This window comes from Azospirillum sp., assembly GCF_035627195.1.
In the GTDB taxonomy this organism is placed as follows: Bacteria; Pseudomonadota; Alphaproteobacteria; order Azospirillales; family Azospirillaceae; genus Azospirillum.
This window is the reverse complement of record NZ_DASPMG010000365.1, coordinates 16,368-42,188: the sequence shown is the minus strand read 5'-3', so window position 1 is coordinate 42,188 and position 25,821 is coordinate 16,368. Positions and strand designations below refer to the sequence as shown.

Genomic DNA, 25,821 nt, shown 5'->3' with positions numbered 1-25,821 from the left:
GCAGGGACATCTTCGACACCTCCTGGAATGGCATGGCCAAGCCCTCGCTAAGCTTCGTCCACGCCCATATGTGTCAATGATGTCCCCGAACACCTGTAAAGGATGTCTCCGGTCTATACACCGCAGGCGCAAACCCAACGTTCGTCACCCTACCGCTCCGCCGCCTTCTCCGACAGCTCGATCAGGCCCATCAGCTCGTCGCTCTTCCAATAGCGCGACTTGCCGACTTCGGCCCGCGCGGCGGCGACCACGTCGTCGATCAACTCCCGCTCGTCCGCCGTCGCGGTGGCGCCGGTCTCCAGCCGGTGGGCGACGAGGCGCGTCATGTTGTGGCTGGACGGCGGGATCCAGGCGCTGACGCGCTGGCCGAACACCTTGCACAGCGTGTTGATGCGCAGCAGGTGCTCCATGCGCTCGTCCAGCGGATCGGCTTCGCCGAACTTCATGGCCTTGTCCAGGTTCGCCCGCAGCTCCTCCAGCAGCGTCTCGCGCCAGCTGTGCAGCTCAAACATTTCGAGGTCGAAATCACGTGCCGTGGTCTGCCAGTTCGACAGGAAGCGGATGAGCCACGCGACGTCCGCGTGGTCCACCGACGCGTTGCGCCGGGCCGAGGCGGCGACGGTGGCGCGCTCCATGGCGATGGCGGTGACGCGCGTGGCGATCAGCTTGGCCGTGCCTTCCCAGGCCAGGCGGTAGGTCGGCGCCGTGCGCCGGTCCTCCATCAGGCCGGACGCGATCGCCGCCTCCAGCAGCTCGACGATGCGCGTCACCAGCCCCTCGATGCGCGCCTTGTCCTTGGCGCTGGGCCGGATCGGCGAGCCCGGCACCCGTTCGTTGAGCTTCAGCACGCCGGTCAGCACGGCGGCCAGCGCCCGGCACGACGCGGTGAAGTGCGCGGTCAGGGCCGCCGCCACCGGGTCGTCGATACCGTTCTCGCGGATGTACAGCGCCACCACGGCGTAGTTGCGCTTCACGTTCAGCACGGACAGCGGCAGCAGCGCCGCCACGTCCTCGGCGCCGTCGCGCAGGGCGGCGGTGGCGCCGGCCAGCGCCTCGGCCTGCCGTTCCCGCTCGCGCTCGGACGCGCAGGCCGTTGGAATGGCGGTCAGCCGGTCGGCGATGCGCTCCACGGCACCGTCGCCGTGGGCCAGGATGTCGCGCAACAGGCGGATCGTTTCGGCGGCGACCGGTGGCGCCTTGTCCAGGTTGGCGGACAGCAGCTTGGTGCGGCGCGGCCGGTGGCGCGACAGGGCGGTGAGCAGCGCGTCCAGCGCCTTGCGGTTGCCCAGAACGCCGGTCAGGTAGCGCACGGCGCTGACTCGCATGCGCTCGCGCAGGGCCAGCGCCTCGGGCGTGCGGATGGCGCGGTCGATGATCTCGCCCTGCGCCGCGGCGTCCAGCGCCTCCTGCGCCTCGACGGCCAGCAGCGGGAAGGCGTCGCGGGCCAGCACCTCCCACACCGCGCCGGTGTCGATGCGCTGCACCACGCCGGGAATGGGCGTGCCGGCGTGGTAGAGCACGTCGTCGTCCACCAGGAACGCCTCGAACAGCGTGGTGAACAGGCGCCGCGCACGGTTGGTGCGCTGGCGGTTCAGGTATTCGATGACGTACTGGCGCACCAGGCGCACGCGGTCGGCCGGCTCCTCGTCCATGCCCTCGATCTCGCTGAGGAGATTGTAGACGAGGGTGGCGGGAAGCCGGGTGACCAGATCGTTGATCCTGTCCCGGAGGTCGTTGTCGGGCTCGTCGCGCATGCGGACCGCGGCTGTCTGGAGAGATACTCGCAATCCGCGATTAATGCGCTTAAAGGTTAATATTCTTCCAGCGCCGCCCCCGCCGGACCGGCCGAAACCGCCGGTCCGGGATGCGCGGCACGCATTTGTTGCGGGCTCAGCCGTTCTTGTGCCGGTCGACGATCGGCTTGGCGTACTGCAGCTCGATGTCCCAGGGGAAGTGGATCCAGGTGTCCTGGCTCACCTCGGTGACGAAGGTGTCGACCAGCGGCCGGCCGGCGGGTTTGGCGAAGATGGTGGCGAAGTGCGCCTTGGGCAGCATCTTGCGCACCAGCACGGCGGTCTTGCCGGTGTCGACGAGGTCGTCGATGATCAGCATGCCCTCGCCGTCGCCGTCCACGCCCTTCAGCACGCGGGCCTCGCGCTGGTTCTGGTGGTCGTAGCTGGACACGCAGACGGTGTCGATCAGGCGGATGTTCAGCTCGCGGGCGATGATGGCGGCCGGCACCAGGCCGCCGCGCGTCACCGCGACGATGCCCTTCCACGGCCCCTTGTCGATCAGCCGCCAGGACAGCGCCTTGGCGTTGCGGTGCAGCTCTTCCCAGGACACCGGGAAATGGCGGTTGAAGGCGCTGTTGTCGGACACGGCGGAACTCCTGATAGGACTGCGGCGCCTTATATATCAGGCCGGCGGCCGCCGTCCACTCTGGGCATTTTTTCCTGAAAAAATTTTGCAAAAAAGGGCTTGCACGCCTCCGGGGTTTTGAGTAGGTTTCGGGCCTCGCCGGGGAGCACCTCCGGTGAGAAAACGAAGCGGTAAGCGCCCGTAGCTCAACTGGATAGAGCATCAGACTACGGATCTGAGGGTTAGGAGTTCGAATCTTCTCGGGCGCGCCACTTCCGCTCTACATCGACCACAAGCCCGGCCTTCGCGCCGGGCTTTGTCGTTTCTGGCCGCTGACTTGCCCACCGACTTGCCGGTTCTCCTGCCAGCCGTCCCGCCCGGTTTTCGTCACGGCCCCGTTCATATCCGCTTAACCGGTCGCTCCTAGGGTCCGCCGTCCTTGCTGCGGTGCAGCAAACGGAACCAAAGGCGACCGATCATGGTGTTTCTGCTGAACCATCTTCCGGCGCTCACGGTCGTGACCCTGACCGGTGCCGTCGGACTGCTTTTCGGAACCGCGTCGACCCTGCTGCGCGACCGCCGCGCCATCCTCGGCGCGCAGGCGGCCGGGTGCCTGGCCTTCGCGCTGCACTACCACGCGCTGGGGGCGTACACCGGCACGCTGATGTGCGTGCTCGGCCTCGTGCAGATGGCGACCGCCCTGCCGGCGGAACGGCCGCGCTGGGCCGGGGCGCTGTTCCTGGCCACCGTGGCGGGCGGCTTCGCCGTCGCCGCGGCCACGTGGCTGGGCGTCATGTCGGCCTTCTCGGCGGTGGGCTTCGCGCTGGCCAGCCTGGGCCGCTGGCAGACCGACCGCGACGCCATGCGCCGCTGCTTCCTGGCCGGCACGCTCAGCGGCGCCGGGCACAACGGGCTGGCCGGTTCGGCCTTCGGCCTGTGCGCCGACGCGCTGGCGCTGTCCGGCCTCCTGTGGAGCCTGCGCCGCGACCAGGGCGCGGCACCGGCACCGGCGCGCACCCGCGCCAGCGCCCGCGCCTGAACGCCGCCTACTCCGCCGCGCGCAGCATCGGCGCCGGCTGGTCCTTGACGGATCCGGTGTACTCGCTGCCCAGGCCGTCGAGCAGGCGCAGGATCTCCAAAGACTGCGCCTTCATCTCGGCGACGGCGCGCTCCGCCGCCGCGCGGTTGCCGGCCTCCAGCGCCAGCAGCGCCTCGCGGCCCTTCTCGTGCACCGCGCGGTGCGGGTCGGCCATGCCGCGGTAGGCGTGCAGGCGCATGGTGACCGGGTCGTTGACGTGGTCGTACCAGCGGCCCAGACGGCAGGAGTGGTGTGTCGACAGGTCGGCGGCGATCATCTGCCGCTTGCCCTCCAGCGCCTCGACGATCTTGTCGACGAAGGCGCGGTGGTCGTTCTTCGCCAACTCCACGATCTTGCGCATGCTCTCCAGGCTGATGCGGTCGGCGTCGGCGGCGCTCAGCACGCCGTCGCTGAAGCGCACGTGCACGCCCTCCTTGGTGTGCGCCACCACGGTGCCGCGCGCGGCGATGCCGCCGGGCAGCCCCACCTCGATGGTGGCGCCCTGGCCGACGTTCAGCGCGGTCTCGACGTAGCAGCCCTGCTCCGACAGGTCGCGCACCATGCCCGGCGCGCTGGCGGTGCCGGCGTGCACGGTGGTTTCGTGCAGGGCCGGGCGGCGGCGCGACTTGCGCCGGTTCGCCATGTCGGAGGAGTTGCGGATGGCCCGCGCCAGCAGCTTGGGCATGTGCACCAGCGCCTCGCGCATGCGTTCGGCGCTGCCGCCCACGGTGTGGGCGACGCCGGTGGCGGTGCGGGTGTCGCCCTTCACCGTCTCCATCATGCGGCCGACGTTCTGGGCGTTCTCGGCCACCTCGGCGACGTTGCGGGCGATCTCCTGCGTGGCCGCCGACTGTTCCTCGATCGCGGTGGAGATGGAGGCGTTGATCTCCTCCATGTGGTGCACGGTGGCGGCGACGCGCTCGATCCCGGCGATGGCGGACTGCGTCACCTCCTGGATGGCCGCGACCTTGCCGGCGATCTCGTCGGCCGACTGCCCCGACTGGTTGGCCAGATGCTTCACCTCGTTGGCGACGACGGCGAATCCCTTGCCGGCGTCGCCGGCGCGCGCCGCCTCGATCGTGGCGTTCAGCGCCAGCAGGTTGGTCTGCTCGGCGATCTTGCGGATGATGTCCAGGATGCCGCCGATCTCGTGCGCGGCGGTGCTCAGCTGGTGCATGACCTGCTTGGCGGAATCGCTGTCGGCGACCGCCGTGCGGGCGGTCTGCGCGGCGTCGCTCACCTGCCGGGCGATCTCGCCGATGGCGGCGTTCAGCTCCTCCGCCGCCGAGGCCACCGTCTGCGCCGAACCCAGCGAGGTCTGCGCGGCGTCCGTGGCGGTCACCACCGTGCTCTCCACCGACCCGCACACGCGGTCCAGGTCCTTCACGGTGCGCGTCAGGTCGTCGGTGAAGCCCAGCACGCTGCGCACCATGTCGGAGGATTCGTGGTCGATGTGGTCGACCATGTTGTCCACGGCGTGGACGCGGTCCTCCTGCAGCCGGTCCCAGTAGAGCGACAGCGCCGCCTCCATGTCGAACATGACGGCGGCGATGACGGCCTGCTGGGCGCGCGCGATGTCGGCCAGCCGGCCGCCGGTGGTGAGCAGCGCGCCGCGCTCGCGCGCCACGGCGCCCACCATCTCGCGCAGGACGAAGGCATAGCCGCCCACGTACCAGTCCGGCGCCAGCCCGGCGCGGTGGTGCGCGGCGGCGCTGGCCCGCACGGAGGACCAGTAGGTCTCGTCGAAGCGCGCCTCGAACAGCCGGCGCCAGTGCGCGGCCTGCGCCCGCTTGGCCTTCTCCACGCTCTGCGGCCCCTGGAACAGGGGAGCCAGTTCCGGCTGCCGCAGCGTGCGCTCGTAGAAGCGTTCCAGGATTCCGGGAACCGCCTTGTCGATGACCGGCTGCAGCTGGCGCAGCGTGGCGATGGTCAGGTCGTCCAGGCCGAAATAGGCGCAGACACGGCGCCTGCGTTCGATGTCGGTGGTCGCGTCGCTCATGGTGGGTGATCCTCGTGCCTCGCCCCGACGCGGCGCCGGGCGGGAATCCGCGTGCGGCGCCAACGACCTGGGTTCGCTGGTGGCGGTTTTCTTTTTGCTTTTGGGCTTTGTAACCGAATTGACATACTAGCAAAGGGAATATGACATTTCGAGCATGAAGCCGCGGCCGGCACGCAGGTCCGGTGCAGAAAATCATCAGGGATCGCGGAAGTCCGTTGCGAACCGCTTGCAGTCCGGGCCTTGGCGTCGTCTTGGCCCATCACGACGCGAAACGGCCGCCGAAGGGATTTCGGCGGCCGGTCTCTTGCCCGGTCACGCGGGCGGTGCCGCGTGCCGATGGTTTCGGTCAGGGTACGATCAGCGCTTCGCTTCGGCGTGCTGGCCGGCCATCTTGCGCTGCAGGTAGGTCTGCGTCAGCTGCGGCAGGTTGCTTTCGATCCAGGCCGCCATCTCCTCTTCCTCGCGCAGGTTTTCCTCCAGCAGGCGGGCGACCTCGGCGTCGCCGATCTGCCGGGCCGTCGCGACCAGGACGCGGTAGTTGGCGATCTCGAACTGCTCGAAGGCGTAGTTGAAGATGCCGGCCTTCACCACCTCGTCCGAGGCGAAGATGCCGGACAGCGACTGCGCGTTGCCGATCAGCATGCCGATGCCGGTCTTGATCGACGAGGTGTCGGTGCCCAGCCGCTGCAGGCACTCGCGCACGCGGTCCGCCTGCCGGCGGGTGACGGCGACGTGCTCGCGCACCTTGGCGAGCATGTCGGGGTAGTGCTCCAGGCGCTCGGTCTGACGCTCCAGCATCTCGACGGCCTGGTTCTCCATGGCGTAGGCGTCGCGCAGCCAGTCCGCCAGGGTGTCCTTGATCTCGGCCACCGCATTCCTCCGTATTGGCGTTCGTGTTGACGTTCAGGGGGGCGCACGCGTGGTGCGCCGGTTTGCCGTTCAACAGCGCCGATGGCGCATCGTCGCGTGCGGGCTCCGTCGTGCGGGGGCGAAACGGAACCTTTGCCGTGCATCGGCGGTTGATTCCGCCGGACGTTTCCGTGGGAGGGAGTGCCGCCATGATGGGCAAGAACGAGATCGTGGACACGCTCAACGATCTCATTCGCATCGTCGAGGACAGCCACGAAGGCTACCGTCAGGCGGCGGAGAGCAGCGAGGATCCCGACCTCAAGGCGCTCTTCGGCGACCTCGCCGACCAGCGCGGCGCCATCGTGCGCGAGCTGCAGCGCACCGTGGCCGAGCAGGGCGGCGCGCCGGACATGGGCGGCACCGTGGTCGGCAGCGCGCATCGTTTCTTCCTCGAACTGAAGTCGAGCGTGCTGGGCCACGACCGCGACGCCATGCTGGCCGAGGTGCAGCGCGGCGAGAGCGAGTGCGTGCGCCGCTATGAGGAGGCGCTGGCAAAGGACCTGCCCCCCGACGTGATCGCCGCCGTCAGCCCGCACCTGGACCGCATCCGCGTCGACCACGACCGCATGGCCCAACTGCGCAACGCCGTGGCGTAGCGACTCATTCGGTGTCGATGCGAACCAATCCGCAATGGAAACAATCCCGAGACGCTAATCCGATCGGCAAAAATCGTCACCGAAATCGCGTGCGGCAGGGAATACCACCCGGGGTATCCGTGTTCGTCATGCTGCGATGCAATATTTTAACTTGAGCGCCGCCGTTGCATCGGTTAGTGAGGGTACCAAACCATCCCCTCCGTTTCGGGAAAGCAACCAATGACTGACGATCTGCTGAACAAGGGTGCCTTCGCTCTCTACCGGGCGGAGAACCCGCACCGCGTGGAAGAGTTCTCCAAGTCGGAGAACGCCGAGCAGGCCATCGCCGCCGACTTCGAGCTGTACAAGAGCCGCTACGTCCGCAAGTTCCAGGACGTCCGCGAGAGCCTCGAGGCGCTCGGCCTCACCGTCACCCGCGCGGCGTGACGAAGGACAGGGCGCCGGAACGCCGGCTCCGGCGCCCGTCCAGCTCCGCCAGGAGCGCGCGTTTCTCGGCCGGCTCCAATCCCCGCCACGCCTTGATCTCGGCCCGCGTGCGCAGGCACCCGACGCAGGCGTCGGTCGCCGGGTCCAGCGTGCACAGCCGCACGCAGGGGGACGGCACGTCGTCTTCGGCGGCGATGGTCATGGGATTTCCGGGATCTGGACACGACAAGGGGGCCCGCAGGCCCCCTCGCGTTTAGCACCACCCAAGGTGCCGCATCAATCCGAGATGCCCTAATCCGAGATATTCGGCGGGTCGGGGTCGTCGTCCCAGCCTTCCTTCGGCAGCGGGTAGCGCTCCAGCCACTTGCGCACCAGGGCCACGTGCTCGGCCTCCTCCTCCGCGAACTCGCGGGCGAGGCGGGCGACCTCCGGGTCCTTCGTCTCGGCGGCGACGGAGGCGTAGTACTTGTTGCCCTGCGTCTCCGACAGCAGCGCCATCTTCAGCGCGTGGTGCGGCTTCATCAGGTAGTGCGCGTGCTCGAAGCTCGCGGCTTCCGGCGACTCCGTGGTCGAATCCCACTGGAACTCCCACGGCGCCACCTTGGGCACGGGGCCATGCTCGGCCGCCACCTGCTTCACCTCGGCGGCGTGCTTGCGCGAATAGCCGGCGAGGTCGCGGAACAGCTTGGCGACCTCCGGGTTGTTGTGGGCCTCCATGCTGTCGGCCAGTTCCTCGTACCGCTCGGCCGCCTCGTTCTCCAGTTCCAGCGCGTGGGCGAGGAACAGGCCGACGTTGGCCGCCCCGTTCAGGACCTTGGTCTTCATACCGCGAAGCCCTCCTCGATCTGCGCGATGGTCCGGGTGGCCGCCGACGCCGGTTGGAACGGCCGGCGGTTGCCGGCGAGGAAGATGCCCAGGCCGAACCCGTCGTCTTCCAGAACGGCGCGCATCGCCTCGTTCGGGTCGTCGGTCGGCTCGCGGCCGTAGGGATGCACGCTGCTCTTCCACCCCCGCTGCTCCGGGCGGAAGGTGACGCACGGAGAGAGCACGTGGATGACGGAGAAGCCCGGATGCTTCACCCCCTCCACGATCAGGCGCGCCACCTCGTTCGGGTTGCCGGAGAAGCCGCGGGCCACGAAGTTGGCGCCGCAGGCCAGCGCCAGCTGCACCGGCTGGATCGGGTTCACGCCCGGCCCTTCCGGCGTCAGCTTGCTCTCGCACCAATCGGACTCGGTGGTGGGCGACGCCTGGCCCTTGGTCATGCCGTAGACCTGGTTGTCCATGACGATGTAGGTCATGTCGACGTTGCGCCGGCAGGCGTGCAGGAAGTGGTTGCCGCCGATGGAGAAGCCGTCGCCGTCGCCGCCGAACACCAGCACGGACAGGTCCGGCCGGGCCAGCTTCAGCCCCGACGCCACGGCCAGCGCGCGGCCGTGCACGGCGTGGTAGCCGTAGCAACTGGTGTAGGCGGGAATGCGGGACGAACAGCCGATGCCCGACACCACGGCGGTGTTGTGGCGTTCCAGCCCCATGGTGGCCATGGCGCGGGTGATGCCGGCCAGCACGGAATAGTCGCCGCAGCCGGGGCACCAGATGGGCTTCACGTCGGATTTGTAGTCGTGCGGCTCCGGACCGGCGGCGGTCTCGGTCAGATGCGTGTCCATGTCGTTCGTCTCCGGCCGGTCAGAGGAGGGAAGCCAGCGTGTCGCGCACCTCGCGAGCACGGATCGGCAGCGGGCCGGGCCGGCTGAACACCGACACCGTGTCCGGCAGGTCGTAGTGCGCGCGCAGGAACTTGTGGAACTGGGCGCCGTGCGTCTGCTCGACCACCAGCACCGTCTCCACGCCCTTCAGCGCCTCGGCCAGCTTGGCCGGCTGCACCGGGGAGATCAGGCGGATGGCGACCAGCCGCGCCTTCTTCCCCTCCGCCGCCAGCCGCCGCACGGCCTCCCGCGCCGGGCCGGTTGAGGAGCCCCAGGTGACCACGGCCACCGTGCCCTCGCCCTCGACCTCCGCCCAGGCGTCGCCGAAGTCGTGGCCGGTCAGCTTGCGCAGCCGCTTGTCCAGCTGCTTCTGGTGGTCGGCCGCCTGCGAGGAGGGCAGGGCGTTCTCCGCGTGCTCCAGCCCGTCGGCGGTGTGCTCGCCGCCCGGCATGCCGGGGATGGCGGCGGGGGAGACGCCCGACGGCGTGTCCAGGTAGCGCTTGTACTTCGCCTCGCCGCCCAGATCCTCGGCCAGCAGGCGCTTGGCGACGTACGGCGCCTCGGCCGGCTTGTCGACCACGGCGCGTGACTGGCCCATGGCCTGATCGGACAGCACGATGGCCGGCGTCTGCAGCGCCTCGGCCAGATGCACCGCCCACTGGGTGGTGAACAGGCAGTCGGCGATGGAGGTGGGGCCGACGACCAAGTGCGGCGCGTCGCCGTGCAGGCCGTAGACGGCGATGTTCAGGTCCGACTGCTCCGACTTGGTCGGGATGCCGGTGGACGGGCCGCCGCGCTGCACGTCGACGATGACGACCGGCGTCTCGGACGCCACGCCCAGGCCGATCGCCTCGGTCATCAGCGACAGGCCCGGCCCGGCGGTGGCGGTGATCGACGGCACCCCGCCGAAGGAGGCGCCCAGGCACATGGTGATGGAGGCCAGTTCGTCCTCCGCCTGCACCAGCGCCCCGCCGGTCTTGGCGAGGTTGGGGGCCAGCCACTCCAGGATCTCGGTGGCCGGGGTGATCGGGTAGGCGGCGCAGAACTTCACCCCGCCCCTCAGGGCACCCAGCCCCGCCGCCTCGTTGCCGGAGATGTTCCAGCGCGCCTCGCCGTTGCGTTGCGGTGCTGCCAGCTCCAGCCCCAGGTTCCAGCCCTTGGCCTCCTTGGCGCCGGCGTCGATGCCGGCGGCGGACGCGGCGAGCGCGCCTTCGCCCTTCTTGCCCAGCGCCTTCTCGATCACCGCGTCGATGCCCGCGCGCGGCAGGCCGATGGCGGCGGCGACGGCGCCCAGGCCCACCATGTTGACGCGCCCGCCGGGGATGGCGCCGGCCAGTTCCTTGATCGGCATGGCGATCTGCTTGGCCCCGCTGGCCGCCAGCACGGCCGGCACCTCGCCCTGCGACGGATCGGTGACGATGACGCTGTCGGCGTTCAGCGGCAGCTCGGCGGCAAAGCGCTCCACGTTCTGCCAGTCGAAGGCGACGATGACGTCGAAGCGGTCGCCCGGCGCCAGCACCGGCTGCGGCGACAGGCGCACGAACGCCGCCGCCTCGCCGCCGCGGATCTGCGGGCCGGAAGACCGCGACATCAAACCGTACCATCCGACGTTGGCCGCGGCGTCCAGCAGCATCTGCCCGGCCGTCATAACGCCGGCGCCGCCGCTCCCCACGAAGGCGATCGTGACTGAATCCACTGTCATCAACGCTTCCCTTCCGCACATCAGATTGCCGGGCCTGACCAAGCGGCCAGGACCCCGCCCGATACGTTCGGGCGGGTCTTAGCCGCGGGGATGCAGGAAAGGGAATGATCTGGCGCAACGATGCGACGCAACGTCGCGAATTGACGCAGTTTTGCGTCGCACCGCGGGCGCGGCTGTATCACGTCGCGCCGGACGTGCGCTGGGACGAATTGTCGCGGAAGCGGACGGTCTGCGCTACTCGCTGTAGCGCTCCTCCTTCCAGGGATCGGCCTCGTTGTGGTAGCCGCGAACCTCCCAGTAGCCCCTGCGGTCCTCGGCCACGAACTCGATTCGCTTCACCCACTTCGCACTCTTCCAGAAGTACAGCTTGGGCACGATCACCCGCACCGGCCCGCCGTGGTCGCGGCTGATCGGCTCCCCCTCCCAGGTGGTGGCGAGCAGCACGTCCTCGTCGTCGAAGGCGCCGAGCGGGATGTTGGTGGTGTAGCCGTCGAAGGAGTGGAAGACGACGTGCGCCGCCTCCGCCTTCGGCCGCACGACGGACAGCAGGTGCTTGGCGCTCACCCCTTCCCAATGGTTGTCGTAGCGCGACCATGTGGTGACGCAGTGGATGTCGGACAGCGAGCGGAACAGGGGCTGCGCCATCAGGTCGTCCCAGCGCCAGTTGACCGGGTTCTCGACCAGCCCGTCGACGGCCAGTTGCCAGTTGCCCTTGTCCACGCGCGGCACCACGCCCAGGTCCAGCACCGGCCAGTCGGCGGTCAGGTGCTGTCCCGGCGGCAGGCGGTCCAGCACCGGGTCGGCGGTCTCCCCGGTCAGGCCGCGCCCGGCGCGCGCCCAGGCCTCCTTGGTGGCGACCAGCTTCTCCTTGACCTTGCCGTCCCGCTCGACCTCGTCCGCCGGATCGTCCGTCATGCAAGCCTCCCGTGCGTGCCGCGCACCGACAATAGTGTGCGCAGCGGTTTCCTCAAGCGCCGGAAGCCGATAGGATACCGGAACTGATGCACAATCGGATGGGTCGCGCCGTGTACGTCCCCGCGCATTTCAACGAAGACGATCCCGAGACGCTGCACGCGCTGATCCGCGCACACGGCTTCGGCCTGCTGGTGACGCAGACGCCGGACGGCCCCTTCGCCACGCACCTGCCGTTCCTGCTGGATGCGGGGGAGGGGCGCCCGGCCCGCCTGCGCGGCCACATCGCGCGCGCCAACCCGCAGTGGAAGCATTTCGCCGGGGCCAACGCCGACGGCGGTGACGCGCTGGCCGTCTTCCAGGGTCCGCACGCCTACGTCTCGCCCACGTGGTACGCCAAGCGCGCCGGTGCCGTGCCGACGTGGAACTACGCGGCGGTCCACGTCTATGGCCGCCCCACCGTCATCGACGACCGCGAGCAGGTCGACGGCCTGCTGGACGCGCTCTCCGCCAAATACGAGGCCGGCCGCCCCGATGCCTGGAGCCTCGCCGAACTGGACCCCAAGGCGCGGGAGGCGATGCGCCGCGGCATCGTCGCCTTCGAGCTGCCCGTGGCCCGCATCGAGGGCAAGTGGAAGCTTAGCCAGAACCGCAACGCCGAGGATCAGGCTGGCGTGATCGCGGGATTGGAAGCGGCGGGCGACCCTGACAGCGTCGCCACGGCGCGCCTGATGGCAAAGGCGCCGTAGGTTTCGCTGGCTCTCGACCCAGCCTACGTCTGCCTGTGCGCGATTGGCTCCCCCTTATGGTCACGGCCCCCGCGGGTTGGCAAGGCGGCGGGGGCGGGGTAGTCTCGCGCGCCCATGACAGATCCCATCAAAAGACACGCCCTCCGGACGTTCCTGCCGATGTCCCGAACCCGTTGGACCTGCGGTTTCGCCGCTCTCCTCCTGTCCCTGCTGTGCCTGACCGGCATCCCGGCCGTCGCCGCGGACTCCCCGCCGGCGTCCTCCGCAGCACCGGCCACCACACCGGCCACCACACCGGCAACCCCGGCCGCCACCCCGGCGGCGCCCGCCGGGGACGCCTCCGCGCCGGCCGCCCCCACGGCCGCGCAGCTGGAGGCCATGGTCTCGACGCTGGAGGACGCGGCGGCGCGCGCCAAGCTGGTGGAGCAGCTGAAGACGCTGGTCGCCGCGCAGAAGGGCCTGGCCCCCGCCGCCCCGCCCGCCGAGGACAAGGGCGTGCTGGCCGACGTCATCCCGGAAACGCTGGGCGCCCGCACGCTGGCCTTCCTGTCCGACCGCGTGGCGGGGGTGAACCAGCTGTTCGCGCGCATGGGCGAGGCCTTCACAGACCTGCCGCGCATCGGCGAATGGGCGCAGCGCCAGATGGAGGATTCCACGGCGCGCGAGCGCTGGTCGCAGCTCGGCATCTCGCTGGCGATGATCCTGGTGGCCGGCGTGGTGGTGTCGCGCTTCGTGCGCTGGCTGCTCACCCGCCCGCGCCGGGCCATCGAGGTGCGGCGCTACCCGCGCGTCCTGCAATGCCTGCCCTTCCTGCTGCTGCGCGCGGCGCTGGCGCTGGTGCCCATCGCCGCCTTCGCGCTGGTCGGCTACGGCGTGCTGACGCTGGCGCAGCCGGGGCCGCGCGTGCGGCTGGTGGCGATCGCCATCATCAACGCCTCGGTCATCGTGCAGGCGGTGATGGTCGTCGCCGACTTCCTGTTCGCGCCCACCGCACCCGGCCTGCGCCTGCTGCGCATCCGCGACGAGACGGCGGTGCGCGCCTGCCAGTGGGTGCGCCGGCTGGCCGCCGCCGGCGTCTTCGGCTACTTCATCGCCGAGGGTGCTTATGTGCTGGGCCTGCCGCTGGGCGCCTATGGCGCCGTGCTGAAGCTGCTGGGCGTGCTGATCGCCGGCATGCTGGTGGCGCTGATCCTGCAGAACCGCGCCTCGGTGGCGGAATGGCTGCGCGGCAACCCGCTGTCCGGCGACGGCGACCCCGTCACCACCGACGAGCGCGAGGCGGAGGGGCAGGGCGCCGTGCTGCGCTCCGCCCGGCGCCGCTTCGCCGACGTCTGGCACGTGCTGGCCATCGTCTACGTGGCGGTGGCGTTCGCGGCGTGGATGCTGAACGTCTACGAGGGGTTCGAGTATCTGGCGCGCGCCACCGTCATCAGCATGCTGCTGTTCGTCGGCGCCCGCCTGCTGGTCAACGGCATCAACCGGGTGCTGCACCGCGGCCTGCGCCTGTCGGCGCGGATGCGCGGCCAGCTGCCGAACGTGGAGGAACGCGCGCGGCTCTACGTGCCGGTGGTGCACCGGCTGTCGAAGATCGTCATCTGGACGGCGGCGGTGCTGTTCATCCTGAACGCCTGGGGCATCGATTCCCTGGCCTGGACCGAGACGCCGATCGGCCGCCGCGCGCTGCGCAGCGTGTTCACCATCCTGCTCATCTTCGGCCTGTCGATCCTGGCGTGGGAGGTGGTCAGCGCGCTGATCGAGCGATTCCTCACCACCACCGACCGGCACGGCACCCGCATCGAGCGCTCGGCCCGCATGCGCACGCTGCTGCCGCTGCTGCGCAACGCCTTCATGGTGGTGCTGGTCACCATGGTGTCGCTGATCACGCTGGCCGAGCTGGGCGTGAACATCGCCCCGCTGCTGGCCGGCGCCGGCGTCGTCGGCCTGGCGGTCGGCTTCGGCTCGCAGACGCTGGTCAAGGACGTCATCACCGGCCTGTTCATCCTGTTCGAGGACACCATCTCGGTGGGCGACGTGGTGGACGTGGGCGGCGGCCATTCCGGCGTGGTGGAGGCCATCTCGATCCGCACCATCCGCCTGCGCGACACGGCGGGTGCGGTGCACTCCGTGCCGTTCAGCGCGGTGACGACGGTGAAGAACCTGACCAAGGACTTCTCCTTCGCCGTCTTCGACGTCAGCGTCGGCTACAGCGAGGACACCGACCGGGTGTGCGACGTGCTGCGCGACATCGGCGCCGGCATCCAGGCCGACCCGCAGTTCGCGCCGGACATCCTGGCGCCGCTGGAGGTGATGGGCGTCGACCGTCTGGCCGATTCCGGCATCATCCTGAAGGCGCGCTTCAAGACGCGGCCGCTGAAGCAGTGGAACGTCGGGCGCGAGTTCAACAAGCGCCTGAAGAAGCGCTTCGACGAGCTGAACATCTCCATCCCCTACCCGCACATGCAGCTGGTCATGCCCGGCGGCGCCCAGGACCGCAGCCTGGGCGAGGTGCTGAGCCAGGGGTCGTAGCGTTTAAAGCCCCTCCCCCGGCCCGGCCGGGGGAGGGAGAAAATCACCCCGCCAACACCCCCTCGTCCACCAGCACCTGCACGAAGGCATCCACCACGCGCGGGTCGAAGTGGGTGCCGGTCTCGCGGCGGATCAGTTCCATCACCGCGCCGTGGTCCCACGCCTCCTTGTAGGGGCGGCGGTGCAGCAGGGCGTCGTACACGTCGGCCACCGCCACGATGCGGCCGGACAGCGGGATCGCCTCGCCCTTCAGGCCGCGGGGGTAGCCGGTGCCGTCCCACTTCTCGTGGTGGCCCTCGGCGATCTCCGCGCCCAGCGTCAGGTAGCTCTGCCCGTGCACCATCCCGGCCGCCTCGCGCAGGATGCGGCCGCCGATGGCGGCGTGCTCGCGCATCACGCGCAGCTCGTCGGGGTCCAGCTTGCCGGGCTTGCCCAGGATGGCGTCGGGGATGCCGACCTTGCCGACGTCGTGCAGCATGCTGGCCATGCCGATCTGCTCGCAGAAGGCTTCGTCGACGATGCCGGGATAAGCGCCGCGGCGCTGCAGCTCGCGCGCGATCAGGGTGGTCCAGCGCTCGATGCGGCGGACGTGCTCGCCCGTCACCTCGTCCTTGAACTCGGCCAGCTTGCCGAGCGCGTGCACGGTGGCGCGCTGGGCGTTGCGCAGCTGTTCGTACAGGAAGACGTTGTCGAAGCCGATCGCCACCTTGGAGCAGAAGATCTCCACCAGCCGCCGGTCGATGTCGGACAGCGGCCCCTGGCCGTGGATGTACAGCACGCTGGCCGCGTGCCCGCGCGAGCGGAAGGCGACCACGCAATGGTCGCGGCGGTAGACGTTCTCCTCCGCCTCCAGTGCTGCGCGGATGTCGGCCTCCACCGGCTCCGGCACCACGTCGCGCACGCGGCGCCCGGCCGCCCCTTCGAAGGGGCCGGACCCGGCCAGCACCTCCGCCTCCTCCGCCGGGGTGCCGTCGGGCAGGCGGCGCACGGTGCACAGGAAGGACCCCTGCGCCTTGTGCAGCAGCGAGCCCATCTGGACCACCACCCCTTCGACGAAGCTGGACAGCGAGCGCCGCTCGAACAGCGCCGACGCCGCGTCGACGATCTTCTCCAGCCCGCGCCGGCTCTGCTCGATGGTCGAGATGTGCTGGTAGGAGCGCAGCGCCGACACCGTGGCGGTGAACAGCGTCTGCGCCGTCAGCTCGCTCTTGGCCTTGTAGTCGTTGATGTCGTAGGCGACGATCACCTGCCGCTCCGGCGCCTGTCCCGGCTGGCCGGTGCGCAGGATGATGCGGATCTGCCGGTTGCCCAGCTCCTCGCGGATGAAGTGGACGAGGCGCAGCCCGGCGTCGTCCGTCTCCATCACCACGTCCAGCAGGATGACCGCGATGTCGGCGTGCCGGGCCAGCACGGCGCGCGCCTCGGCCGCCGTGTGGGCGCTGAGGAAGTTCAGCGCGCGGTCCTCGAACACGGTGTCGCCCAGCACCACGCGGGTGATCGCGTGCACCTCCGGGTCGTCGTCGACGATCAGCACCTTCCAGGGCGGCAGGCCGGAGCCGGCGCGGTCCTCGCCGGCCTCGTCCGTCTCGTCCTCATCGGCGAACAGCAGGTCGTCATCGTCGTCGCCGCCCACCATCGCCACCGTCCTTCCGCCGCTGCCCCGCACCCTTTTTCGACCTGCACGCGAGGCTTGTCAACGCCCCGCCACCCCCTTGGGGGTACCCCGGATCCCTGGTCCACAAGATGGGCGCGCGGGTTGCACCCTGTGTGTTGACAGCCAAACGGTGCGGGGCCAAACGGCGCGGGGGACATTCGCCATGATACCGCAGGCATGGGACTTGGAATTGCGCGAGGGGGCGCTGCGCATGGCGCGCTGCCTCCTGGAAACCGGGGCCATCCGCTTCGATCCGGAGAACCCCTTCCGCCTCGGCCCCGGGCTGGTCAGCCCGGTGCACGTGGAGGGGCGGCGCCTGCTCTCCTACCCCGACGTGCGCGAGGAGGTGCTGGGGCTGGCACTGCGCATGATCGACCAGGAAATCCCCAATGCCTATGGGGAGGCGCCGCATGGTCGGCACAGGCTGGACGCCATCGCGGCGGCGGAGGGGGCGGGCGTGCCCTTCGCCGCGCTGATCGCCGACCGCCTGGACCTGCCGCTGGTCTTCGTGCGCAAGGAGGTGCCGGAGGGCTGCGCCTACAAGCACCGCATCGAAGGCGTGGTGGAGCCCGGCTGGCGCATCCTGCTGGTCGAGCAGCTGGCCACCGATGGGCACCGCAAGGTCCGCTTCTGCGAGCCGCTGCGGCAGGCGGGGTGCGAGGTCTGCGACGTCTTCGTGCTGTTCCAGTACGGCATCTTCGACCAGATCCACGAGCATCTGGCGCCGCTGGGCATCACGCTGCACGCGCTGGCCACCTGGTGGGACCTGCTGGAGGTCGCCAACACCGGCAACTACCTGGACGAACACGTGCTGGGCGAGATCCAGGCCTACCTGCACGACCCCCGCCGCTGGACCGAGGCGCACGGGGGCGGGCAGGCGAAGGTGGCGTGAATGATCAGCTCCGCCACGCGAGGCGGCGCACGGTGGCCGCGACGCCAAGGCCGGCGACCGCCACGAAGCAGACCGTCGCCGTCATGGACTTCGCCACCGTCGCCGCCGACGCGAGCCCGACCAGCGCCGCGCTTTCGTCAGGAAAGCTCAGCAGCATGGCGGCGACGGCGGCGTTCTCCGCGTAATCCAGGCCGGCCACCGCGACCGCGCACCACGCCAGCGCGCACCGGCCGGGCGTTTCCAGGCCCGACCAGCGCAGAAGGAAGCGCCAGAGGCCGGCCAGCGATAGGGCGAGCAGGGCCGGATACGCCGCATCCAGCGGCAACTGGCGGAAAAGGTAGAACTGCCGCCCCTCGCTCCCCAGCCGTTCAAGGACCGCGTGGGCGTACGCGGCGTCGTACCCCAGCGGGCTCAGGTCGAACATGGGCAGACCGCCGCTGCGGGCCGTCAGCTCCGGCAGGGTGACCGTCAGCATGGTCGCATAAACGACCCCGGCGGCAAGCAGCACCCCGGTCAGCCGCCATCCGGCCCACCACGCGGCGTTGGTTTGAGCGACCATCGGCTAGCGCTCTCAGCTCAATTCCCGCACCCGGCGCGCCGCCTTGGCGATTTCCTCGTCCAGCATGCGGTCGGTGGCGCGGTGGCGCGCCACCAGGACCAGCAGGAAGGCCAGGAACACCACGCCGCCGGCCAGATAGGGCAGCATCCAGGCGTCCGCCGGGCGTGCCAGCGCCATCCCGCCGTAGGCGCCGACCAGCGCCAGGAACAGCAGCAGCACGACGACCGCCGCCAGCCGCAGGGCACGCCACAGGCGCTTGTGGCGCTGGTGGTAGGCCAGCTCCCGCTGCGCCTCGGCCAGTTCGGTGTCGCGGCTCACGACCCGGTCACCCGCACCGGACGGGCCGCCGCCTGGGGCGCCTCGGCGCGGACCAGACGGCCGCTCGCCAGGAAGGGCACGGCCAGCAGCGCCTGCACCGCCGCCCAAATCAGGGCCTCCCAGTTCGGGTGGCTCCAGTCGATGGCGCTCAGCGGCATGGCGCTGGTCCCGGCGAGGTAGCCGCGCAACGGCGCGTCCACCGGCAGGATGCCCTCGGCGATCACCGTCAGCACGGCCCCGGTCAGCAGGAAGCGGCCCAGCCAGATCTCCAGCTTCGGGCGCGGGGTGACGGCGCCGGGCAGGGCCACCGCCGGGCGGAACAGGTTGCCCGCCGCCAGCGCCGAGGCCCAGCCGGTGCCCGCCGGCCGCTTCGCCGCCCGCACCGCGCCCAGCGCCAGCAGGCCGACCGCCGGGATCACCTCATAGGGCACCGGGAAGTTGCGGTAGCGGCCGTCGAAGACGATGAGGAAGCTCCACAGCACGCCGAAGAAGGCGAGTGCGGCGGCCATGGTGTTGCCGATCTGCTCCAGCGAGGACAGGCCGAACTCCCGCTTGATCGGCTGCACCGGCTCACCGGGCAGCGGGCCGCCGGTCAGCAGGCGGCGCACCGCCGTCAGCACGGCGGCGATCAGCGCGGCGCACAGCGCCAGCATGACCAGCGCGAAGGCGCGGTCGTGCATGTAGTAGGCCCAGTGCATCGCCACGTCGGCGGCGCGCAGCCACGCGCTGACGAAGGCCAGGGACAGCACCGCCAGCACCGCCATGCCGCCCGTCGTCAGGGCGGGCGCGGTGAGGATCAGCGCGGCGGCCAGGGCACCGCCCGCCACGGTGGTCAGGCCGGCCTGGAACGGCCAGTCGGCGTTCTCCACCACCGGGCCGGACAGCGCGAACTTCGCCTCGCGGTCCTTGGTGTACAGGCCCCAGTGGCCGCCGACCGTGCCTTCCAGCTTCTGCTTCCAGTTCTGGTCGAACGCCTCGATGATGTTGACGTCGAAGCCCTCGGCCTGCGCCAGCCGGACGATCTGGTTGATGAACTGCGCCTTGGCCACCAGCCCCGGCGCGGCGGCCCCGCGCGAACGGCCCGACGTCGGCCAGCCGGTCTCGCCGATCAGGATCGGCTTGCCGGGGAAGCGGTGGGAGATCTCGCGGTAGGACCACGCGATGTGCTCGGCCCCCTTTTCCACGCTGGCCGGGATGTCTTCCCAGTAGGGCAGCAGGTGGATGGTGATGTAGTCCACCTCCGCCGCCATCTGCGGGTACTTCAGCCACCATTCCCAGACGTCGGCGTAGGACACCGGCTGCTTGATGGCGCCCTTCACCTTGCGGATGTAGCCGGAGATCTGTTCCGCCGTCAGCTCGCCGCGCAGCAGCACCTCGTTGCCGACGATGACGCGGGTGATGACGTCCGGATAGCGGTTGGCGAGTTCGATGAGGGAGGCGACCTCGGCCTCGTTCTTCGACAGCTTGCTGGACAGCCAGGCGCCCATGGTGACCTTCAGCCCGTACTTGCGGGCCAGTTCCGGCACCACCTCCAGCCCTTCCAGCGAGGTGTAGGTGCGCACCCCCGCCACCTGGGCGGAGAGCACGCGCAGATCCTCCTCGATCTGGTCGCGGGTGGGGAAGACCTGGGTCAGCGGGCTTTGCCCGTCGCGGAAGGGCGCGAAGGACACGCTGGACAGCTTGCCGCCCGGAAGCGGCTCCAGCGGCACCGGCCGGTTGGGCAGGTACCAGGCGGCGATGTTGGCGAGGCCGGCCACCGCGAGCACGGCGAGGATCGTCAGGATACGCATGGGCCCCATGTCTACACGAATCTGGCGTCCCTCCAAAAGAGAAGGGTGGCCCGGATGCCGCGACATTCGCGGATCCGGCCCACCCCAGTTCGGTCGAAGTCGAAGGGACGTGCCATCGTCACAGGGATGAACGCGGCCGGTCCGGAATTATTCCCGGCCGTCGCCGCGGGGCACGCTCACTTCTCCACGAACGCCTTTTCGATCACGAAATGGCCGGGCTCGCCGTTGTGGCCCATGTGGAAGCCCATGCCTTCCAGCAGCTTCTGCGTGTCGGTCAGCATCTGCGGGCTGCCGCACAGCATCACGCGGTCGACCTCCTTGTCGAAGGGCTGCAGGCCGATGTCGCTGAACAGCTTGCCCGACTGGATCAGGTCGGTGATGCGGCCCTGGTTCTCGTACGGCTCGCGCGTCACGGTCGGGTAGTAGATCAGCTTCGCCGCCACCGCCTCGCCGAAGAACTCGTTCTGCGGCAGCGCCTCGCGGATCAGCTCCTGATAGGCCAGCTCGGCCACGCGGCGGCAGGTGTGCGTCAGGATCACGCGGTCGTACTGCTCGTACACCGTCGGATCCTTGATGATGCTCATGAACGGGGCGAGGCCGGTGCCGGTGCTCAGCATGTACAGGTTGCGGCCGGGCAGCAGGTTGTCGACCAGCAGGGTGCCGGTCGCCTTGCGGTTGACGATCAGCGTGTCGCCTTCCTTCAGGTGCTGCAGGCGCGAGGTCAGCGGGCCGTCCGGAACCTTGATCGAGAAGAACTCCAGCGTGTCCTCGTAATTCGCGCTGACCATGCTGTAGGCGCGCAGCAGCGGACGGCCGTTCACCTCCAGCCCGATCATGGTGAACTGGCCGTTCTCGAACCGGAACGACGGGTCGCGCGTGGTCTGGAAGCTGAACAGGTTGTCGGTCCAATGATGAACCTTCAGAACGCGTTCGTGGATCAGATTGCTCATTCTTCCTTTGCTCCGCTGCCCCGCGCCATGCCGTGCGCGGGGTTTCCATAACCGAACGGGGGCTTTTCGCGCCAGCGAAAAATGCCCCTACGGTTTGTGTGTGATCGCATCAGAAAAACGTAATATTGACGTGGAACCTACCGCCCGTCGCCGGCCGGCGGCGCGAACAGGAACGGCGTAACGCCGCGAAGGTTCTCGTCGACGATCAGCCGGTGGTTCAGCGGCGGGAAGGCCCGCTGGGAGCAGTCCACCCGCGGGCACAGGCGGCAGTTCACGCCGATGGGCGTGGCGGCTTCCGTGTTCTCCAGGTCGATGCCGTCGGCGTAAACCACCTGGGCCGCATGTGCAATGTCGCAGCCCAGCGCCATGGCGAACTGCTGCGGCGGGCTGCGGTAGCCGCCGCTGGCCTTCACCGTCGTCCGCGCGACGGAGAAGTAGGTGGTGCCGTCCGGCATCTGCGCCACCTGGGTGTGGATCTTGCCGGGCGTGCGGAACGCCTCGTAGACGATCCAGCGCGGGCAGCCGCCGCCGAAGCGCGCGAAGTGGAACCCGGCGCCGGAGAAGCGCTTGGACACGTTGCCGGCGCTGTCCACCCGGATCAGGAAGAACGGGATGCCCTTGGCCCCGGGCCTTTGCAGCGTGGTCAGCCGGTGGCAGACCTGCTCGAACGAGGCGTCGAAGCGCCGCCGCAGCACGTCCACGTCGTAGCGCACCTGCTTGGCCGCCTCCAGGAAGCGGTTGTAGGGCATCAGCACCGCGCCGGCGAAGTAGTTGGTCAACCCGATGCGGGCCAGCCGCCGCGCCTCGTCGCCCGACAGGTTGCCGGCGTCGACGATGCGGTTGATCAGGTCGCGGTGCAGCAGCAGGGCGATCTGCCCGGCCAGCTGGAAGTTGCGCCCGCTGGGCGCCAGCATCTCGGAGATCAGGACGCGCCGCCCGTGCCGGTCGAAGCGGCGCACGGCGTATCCCATGACGTCGCCCGGCATGATCTTGACGCGCACGCCCTGCTGCGCCGCCAGCCAGTCCACCAGCCCGCGGTACAGGTCGCCGCGTTCCGGGTTCGCCTCCTGGCACAGCGCCTCGGCGGCGGCTTCCAGTTCGGGGAAGTGGTTGTGCTGGGCGTGGAAGAAGTCGCGCACCTCCTCCAGCGGGAAGGAGGCGCTGTGCGCCAGCTGCAGCTTGTCCTGGTCGGCCAGCTTCTCGGCCAGGTTCTGCATGTCGTCGCGCTGCTCGCGGAACGCCCGGTACAGCGTCACCACCGCCTGTCCCAGCACCGGGGCGACGGCGACCAGCTCCTTCAGGTCCTGGTTCTTGATGCCGGAGCTGTCGAACAGCGGGTCGGCGAACACCTCGCGCAGGCCGGCCACCAGCCGGCTCTCCTCGTCCTCGGCGAAGGACTGCAGGTCGACGCCGAAGCTCTGCCCCAGCTTCAGCAGCAGCGGCACCGTGACGGGTCGCTGGTTGTGTTCGATCAGGTTCAGGTAGCTGGGCGAGATGCCCAGCTGGTCGGCCATCTGCGACTGGGTCAGGCCGTGCTCGCGGCGCAGCCGCCGCACCTTCGGCCCCAGCATCGCCTTCTTTTCCATGGCGCCCGTCCCGCCCGCACCGCTTCGTCCGGCACCCGGACTGTTACAAGGTTTACAGTTTTACATGATATGCTGCGCTGCGGTTTACAAGCTTACCACTTTACAGACAAGCGGTTATTGCCAATCCGCGGCATTGGTCATAATTGTCGGTGCAAGTGCTGCGCTGCGAAGCGCGACCCCGACGGACCGGTTCAGGCTTTACAAGACTTCCGGTCGCACATTCGAGGATAGAAGGATACCCACGATGGCTCTCGACGAGAAGACCAAGGCCGCCCTCCGCGCCAAGCGCTATGAAGGCATCAAGCGCGACTACACCATGGAGGACGTCAAGCGTCTCAGCGGTTCGATCAAGATCGAGTACACGCTCGCCGAGCTGGGCGCCCAGCGCCTGTGGGAGCTGCTGAACACCGAGCCGTACATCAACACCCTGGGTGCTTTGACCGGCAACCAGGCCATGCAGGCGGTGAAGGCCGGCCTGAAGGCCATCTACCTGTCGGGCTGGCAGGTCGCCGGCGACGCCAACCTGGCCGGCCAGATGTACCCGGACCAGAGCCTGTACCCGGCCAACTCGGTCCCGGCGGTGGTTGAGCGCATCAACAACGCCTTCAAGCGCGCCGACGAGATCCAGACCCAGGAAGGCAAGGGCGACACCTACTGGTTCGCGCCGATCATCGCCGACGCCGAGGCCGGCTTCGGCGGCCCGCTGAACGCCTTCGAGCTGATGAAAGCCATGATCAAGGCCGGTGCGGCCGGCGTGCACTGGGAAGACCAGCTGGCGTCCGAGAAGAAGTGCGGCCACCTGGGCGGCAAGGTTCTGATCCCGACGCAGCAGCACATCCGCACGCTGAACGCCGCCCGCATGGGCGCCGACGTCTGCGGCACCTCGACCCTGGTGATCGCCCGCACCGACGCCGAGTCGGCGCAGCTCATCACCTCGGACATCGATGAGCGTGACCATCCGTTCATCGACTTCGACGCCGGCCGCACCACGGAGGGCTTCTACCGCCTGAAGACCGGCGTGGGCGTCGAGCACTGCATCGCCCGCGGCCTGTCCTACGCGCCGTACTCCGACCTGCTGTGGTGGGAGACCTCCAAGCCGAACCTGGACGACGCCCGCAAGTTCGCCGAGGCGATCCAGAAGGAGTTCCCGGGCAAGCTGCTCGCCTACAACTGCTCGCCGTCCTTCAACTGGAAGGCCAACCTGGACGACGCGACCATCGCGAAGTACCAGCGCGAGCTGGGCGCCATGGGCTACAAGTTCCAGTTCGTCACGCTGGCCGGCTTCCACTCGCTGAACTACTCGGCCTTCATGCTGGCCAAGGGCTACGCGGAGCGCGGCATGGCCGCCTACTCCGAGCTCCAGCAGGCCGAATTCGCGGCGGAAGCTCTCGGCTACACCGCGACCAAGCACCAGCGCGAGGTCGGCACCGGCTACTTCGACGCCGTTGCCACCGCCGTGTCGGGCGGTCAGTCCTCGACCACCGCGTACAAGGACTCGACCGAGGCCGATCAGTTCCATTGATCGTCCATTCAGGCTGACGCTTACAGACTGCGGCCGGGGGCAACCCCGGCCGCTTTTTTTGTGGTACAGCGTGGGGCGTCGGTTCTACCCCGCTCCTTCCAAGCGTTGCGCGCGCGGCATGGCGGCCTTGCGCGGCGGCGCCCCGGGCCGGCTCTCCAGCCCGGTCATATGGCTCAAGCACAAGCTTTCCGGCTGGGAAACGACCCCCGTGACAGGGCTGTGACCGCTTCGCTGCGGCGCGGAAACAACCATTGACTCGAGGGCCTGTTGAGGCCACTTGTGTGCCATGCTCAAAACAATACGACCGGGGCGCCATCGCCCCTGCACCGGCCCCGCATGACAGGACCGGTAGCGGGTCTCCTCGCTGCTCCCGCGCGCACCTCCGTGGTTCCCACGCCTTGCGCGCCGGGCGGCGGTCGCCGTGCCGTGTTCCGCAATCGGGTACGGGCGGCGGGCGGGGTGTGCCCGGTCGTCGGACGCGAGCTGCCACCGGGCGGCGCGCCGTCCACCATCGATTGAACCAAGAAAGGACCCTACCGTATGGATCAGCCCCTCGCAGGAAAGTCCATTGCCATCCTCGTCGCCAACGGCTTCGAGGAAACCGAGATGACCGAGCTGCAGCGCCCCCTCCTCAAGGCCGGTGCGACGCTGCGCACGATTTCCACCGAACAGGGCCTGGTGAACGGCTGGCACGGCCGCAGCTGGGGCCACTACTTCCCGGTCGACCAGCAGCTGGGCGACGTGCTCGGCGCCGACTTCGACATGCTGGTGCTGCCGGGCGGCGAGCGCAGCGTCGCCAAGCTGCAGCAGAACGCCCACACCCGCCGCATCGTCGGCCACTTCCTGGACGCCGGCAAGCCGATCGCCGCGATCGATGGCGGCCTGCAGCTGCTGGCCATCCCCGGCAAGCTGAAGGGCCGCAAGCTGGCCTCCATCGAAGCCTTCAAGGAAGAGCTGGAAGCCGCCGGCGGCGTGATGACCGAAGACACGCTGGTGATCGACGGCCTGACCATCACCGCGCGCGGCCTTGACGAGCTGCCGGCCTTCGTCGAGCAGGTCCTGAAGGTCTTCGGCGACGCCGCGACGGTCAAGAAGGCGGCCTGATCCACCCCGCTTTCCTGCGTAAAGGGCGGCCGCGCACCCGCGCGGTCGCCCCTTTTTATTTTATAGCCCCTTATTTTTTTAGCCCCTCTCCCCTTGCGGGAGAGGGGTTGGGGAGAGGGGAAAAACTTCCGAACTCTACGGCTCTCTCCTGAAACCCGGATCGTCCACCGCAGCCACGATGGTCGCCAGGACGTCGTCAAGCCGCGTCAGCACTTCCGGGTTCCAGAAGCGCAGCACGCGGAAACCCTGCGCCTCCAGGTATGCGGTGCGTTCGGCGTCGGTGTGCGGGCCATGCTGGCCGCCGTCCACTTCGACGATCAGCCGGTGCTCGAAGCAGATGAAATCGACGATGTAGCGGTCGACCGGCTGCTGGCGTTTGAACTTCAGGCCGGCAAGGCGATGCCCCCGTAAGGCGCTCCACAATCGCCGCTCGGCGTCCGTGGCGTTCTGCCGTTGGGCTTTTGCGTATCCCAGGGACATTCCGGTTT

The 25,821-nt window shown here is 69.3% G+C and carries 24 protein-coding genes and 1 tRNA gene; 9 read left to right on the top strand and 16 right to left on the bottom strand.

The annotated features are described in order from the left end of the window. Window positions 1–149: 149 nt before the first annotated feature. Together VED21_RS32295 and gpt are read right to left on the bottom strand one after the other, a co-directional pair. The gene (locus VED21_RS32295; protein WP_324889889.1) at window positions 150–1,754 is read right to left on the bottom strand and encodes a hypothetical protein; all 1,605 of its coding nucleotides are present in this window, start codon (window positions 1,752–1,754) and stop codon (window positions 150–152) included. 136 nt (window positions 1,755–1,890) lie between these two features. Continuing rightward, on the bottom strand, window positions 1,891–2,379 hold the full coding sequence (gene gpt / locus VED21_RS32290; protein WP_324889887.1) for a xanthine phosphoribosyltransferase: 489 nt from the start codon (window positions 2,377–2,379) through the stop codon (window positions 1,891–1,893). Between the two features lie 174 nt (window positions 2,380–2,553). On the opposite strand from gpt, the gene VED21_RS32285 reads away from it, so the two are divergent. Beyond that, a tRNA-Arg gene (locus VED21_RS32285) sits at window positions 2,554–2,630 on the top strand. A gap of 206 nt (window positions 2,631–2,836) precedes the next feature. Beyond that, window positions 2,837–3,397 carry a YgjV family protein gene (locus tag VED21_RS32280; RefSeq protein ID WP_324889885.1) on the top strand — a complete coding sequence of 187 codons (561 nt, stop codon included), beginning with the start codon at window positions 2,837–2,839 and terminating at the stop codon, window positions 3,395–3,397. A 7-nt stretch (window positions 3,398–3,404) separates the two neighbouring features. Here VED21_RS32280 and VED21_RS32275 read toward each other — a convergent pair whose 3' ends face one another. Together VED21_RS32275 and VED21_RS32270 are read right to left on the bottom strand one after the other, a co-directional pair. Further along, window positions 3,405–5,435 carry a protoglobin domain-containing protein gene (locus VED21_RS32275; RefSeq protein WP_324889883.1) on the bottom strand — a complete coding sequence of 677 codons (2,031 nt, stop codon included), beginning with the start codon at window positions 5,433–5,435 and terminating at the stop codon, window positions 3,405–3,407. Window positions 5,436–5,792: 357 nt separating this feature from the next. Next, on the bottom strand, window positions 5,793–6,305 hold the full coding sequence (locus VED21_RS32270) for a ferritin-like domain-containing protein (protein ID WP_324889881.1): 513 nt from the start codon (window positions 6,303–6,305) through the stop codon (window positions 5,793–5,795). 188 nt (window positions 6,306–6,493) lie between these two features. Here VED21_RS32270 and VED21_RS32265 point away from each other — a divergent pair, with 188 nt between their 5' ends. After that, on the top strand, window positions 6,494–6,940 hold the full coding sequence (locus tag VED21_RS32265; protein WP_324889879.1) for a PA2169 family four-helix-bundle protein: 447 nt from the start codon (window positions 6,494–6,496) through the stop codon (window positions 6,938–6,940). Window positions 6,941–7,159: 219 nt separating this feature from the next. Continuing rightward, window positions 7,160–7,366 carry a hypothetical protein gene (locus VED21_RS32260; protein ID WP_324889877.1) on the top strand — a complete coding sequence of 69 codons (207 nt, stop codon included), beginning with the start codon at window positions 7,160–7,162 and terminating at the stop codon, window positions 7,364–7,366. On the opposite strand, the gene VED21_RS32255 is transcribed toward VED21_RS32260, so the two are convergent. From VED21_RS32255 to VED21_RS32235, 5 genes are all read right to left on the bottom strand, one after another. After that, window positions 7,350–7,568 carry a DUF1289 domain-containing protein gene (locus tag VED21_RS32255; protein ID WP_324889875.1) on the bottom strand — a complete coding sequence of 73 codons (219 nt, stop codon included), beginning with the start codon at window positions 7,566–7,568 and terminating at the stop codon, window positions 7,350–7,352. The genes VED21_RS32260 and VED21_RS32255 overlap by 17 nt on opposite strands. 89 nt (window positions 7,569–7,657) lie before the next feature. Further along, a complete protein-coding gene (locus tag VED21_RS32250; RefSeq protein WP_324889874.1) occupies window positions 7,658–8,191 on the bottom strand; it encodes a ferritin family protein in 534 nt (177 codons plus the stop codon). Further along, window positions 8,188–9,030, bottom strand: coding sequence for a 2-oxoacid:ferredoxin oxidoreductase subunit beta (locus tag VED21_RS32245; protein WP_324889872.1), 843 nt, complete (start codon window positions 9,028–9,030; stop codon window positions 8,188–8,190). The genes VED21_RS32250 and VED21_RS32245 overlap by 4 nt, the downstream gene beginning before the upstream one ends. 19 nt (window positions 9,031–9,049) lie before the next feature. Beyond that, the gene (locus VED21_RS32240; protein WP_324889870.1) at window positions 9,050–10,771 is read right to left on the bottom strand and encodes a 2-oxoacid:acceptor oxidoreductase subunit alpha; all 1,722 of its coding nucleotides are present in this window, start codon (window positions 10,769–10,771) and stop codon (window positions 9,050–9,052) included. 234 nt (window positions 10,772–11,005) lie between these two features. Then, the gene (locus VED21_RS32235) at window positions 11,006–11,686 is read right to left on the bottom strand and encodes a sulfite oxidase-like oxidoreductase (protein WP_324889868.1); all 681 of its coding nucleotides are present in this window, start codon (window positions 11,684–11,686) and stop codon (window positions 11,006–11,008) included. 86 nt (window positions 11,687–11,772) lie between these two features. Between VED21_RS32235 and VED21_RS32230 the strand changes: the two genes are divergently transcribed. Together VED21_RS32230 and VED21_RS32225 are read left to right on the top strand one after the other, a co-directional pair. Next, window positions 11,773–12,432 (top strand): FMN-binding negative transcriptional regulator, encoded by a 660-nt coding sequence (locus VED21_RS32230; RefSeq protein ID WP_324889866.1) that lies wholly within the window; start codon window positions 11,773–11,775, stop codon window positions 12,430–12,432. Between the two features lie 159 nt (window positions 12,433–12,591). Then, entirely contained in the window at window positions 12,592–14,958 is a 2,367-nt protein-coding gene (locus VED21_RS32225) for a mechanosensitive ion channel domain-containing protein (protein ID WP_324889865.1), read from the top strand. Window positions 14,959–15,001: 43 nt separating this feature from the next. Here VED21_RS32225 and VED21_RS32220 read toward each other — a convergent pair whose 3' ends face one another. After that, a complete protein-coding gene (locus VED21_RS32220; protein ID WP_324889892.1) occupies window positions 15,002–16,594 on the bottom strand; it encodes a DUF3369 domain-containing protein in 1,593 nt (530 codons plus the stop codon). A gap of 181 nt (window positions 16,595–16,775) precedes the next feature. On the opposite strand from VED21_RS32220, the gene VED21_RS32215 reads away from it, so the two are divergent. Continuing rightward, window positions 16,776–17,504, top strand: a complete 729-nt coding sequence (locus VED21_RS32215; protein ID WP_324889863.1) for an orotate phosphoribosyltransferase — start codon at window positions 16,776–16,778, stop codon at window positions 17,502–17,504. Window positions 17,505–17,508: 4 nt separating this feature from the next. Here VED21_RS32215 and VED21_RS32210 read toward each other — a convergent pair whose 3' ends face one another. The 5 genes from VED21_RS32210 to VED21_RS32190 all read right to left on the bottom strand — a co-directional run bounded on the left by VED21_RS32210 (window position 17,509) and on the right by VED21_RS32190 (window position 22,707). Further along, window positions 17,509–18,063, bottom strand: a complete 555-nt coding sequence (locus VED21_RS32210; RefSeq protein WP_324889861.1) for a hypothetical protein — start codon at window positions 18,061–18,063, stop codon at window positions 17,509–17,511. Between the two features lie 12 nt (window positions 18,064–18,075). Continuing rightward, on the bottom strand, window positions 18,076–18,381 hold the full coding sequence (locus VED21_RS32205) for a hypothetical protein (RefSeq protein ID WP_324889859.1): 306 nt from the start codon (window positions 18,379–18,381) through the stop codon (window positions 18,076–18,078). Then, the gene (locus tag VED21_RS32200; RefSeq protein ID WP_324889857.1) at window positions 18,378–20,171 is read right to left on the bottom strand and encodes a glycosyl hydrolase family 17 protein; all 1,794 of its coding nucleotides are present in this window, start codon (window positions 20,169–20,171) and stop codon (window positions 18,378–18,380) included. Before VED21_RS32200 ends, VED21_RS32205 begins: the two co-directional genes overlap by 4 nt. Window positions 20,172–20,347: 176 nt before the next feature. Beyond that, complete coding sequence (locus VED21_RS32195) at window positions 20,348–21,121, bottom strand: ferredoxin--NADP reductase (RefSeq protein WP_324889856.1); 774 nt, start codon at window positions 21,119–21,121, stop codon at window positions 20,348–20,350. A 137-nt stretch (window positions 21,122–21,258) separates the two neighbouring features. After that, window positions 21,259–22,707 carry a helix-turn-helix domain-containing protein gene (locus VED21_RS32190; RefSeq protein WP_324889854.1) on the bottom strand — a complete coding sequence of 483 codons (1,449 nt, stop codon included), beginning with the start codon at window positions 22,705–22,707 and terminating at the stop codon, window positions 21,259–21,261. A gap of 244 nt (window positions 22,708–22,951) precedes the next feature. Here VED21_RS32190 and aceA point away from each other — a divergent pair, with 244 nt between their 5' ends. Both aceA and VED21_RS32180 read left to right on the top strand, forming a co-directional pair. Further along, a complete protein-coding gene (aceA, locus tag VED21_RS32185; protein WP_324889852.1) occupies window positions 22,952–24,229 on the top strand; it encodes an isocitrate lyase in 1,278 nt (425 codons plus the stop codon). A gap of 540 nt (window positions 24,230–24,769) precedes the next feature. Continuing rightward, on the top strand, window positions 24,770–25,333 hold the full coding sequence (locus tag VED21_RS32180; RefSeq protein WP_324889850.1) for a DJ-1/PfpI family protein: 564 nt from the start codon (window positions 24,770–24,772) through the stop codon (window positions 25,331–25,333). A 135-nt stretch (window positions 25,334–25,468) separates the two neighbouring features. On the opposite strand, the gene VED21_RS32175 is transcribed toward VED21_RS32180, so the two are convergent. Next, window positions 25,469–25,813 carry an endonuclease domain-containing protein gene (locus VED21_RS32175; protein WP_324889848.1) on the bottom strand — a complete coding sequence of 115 codons (345 nt, stop codon included), beginning with the start codon at window positions 25,811–25,813 and terminating at the stop codon, window positions 25,469–25,471. Between the last annotated feature and the right edge of the window lie 8 nt (window positions 25,814–25,821).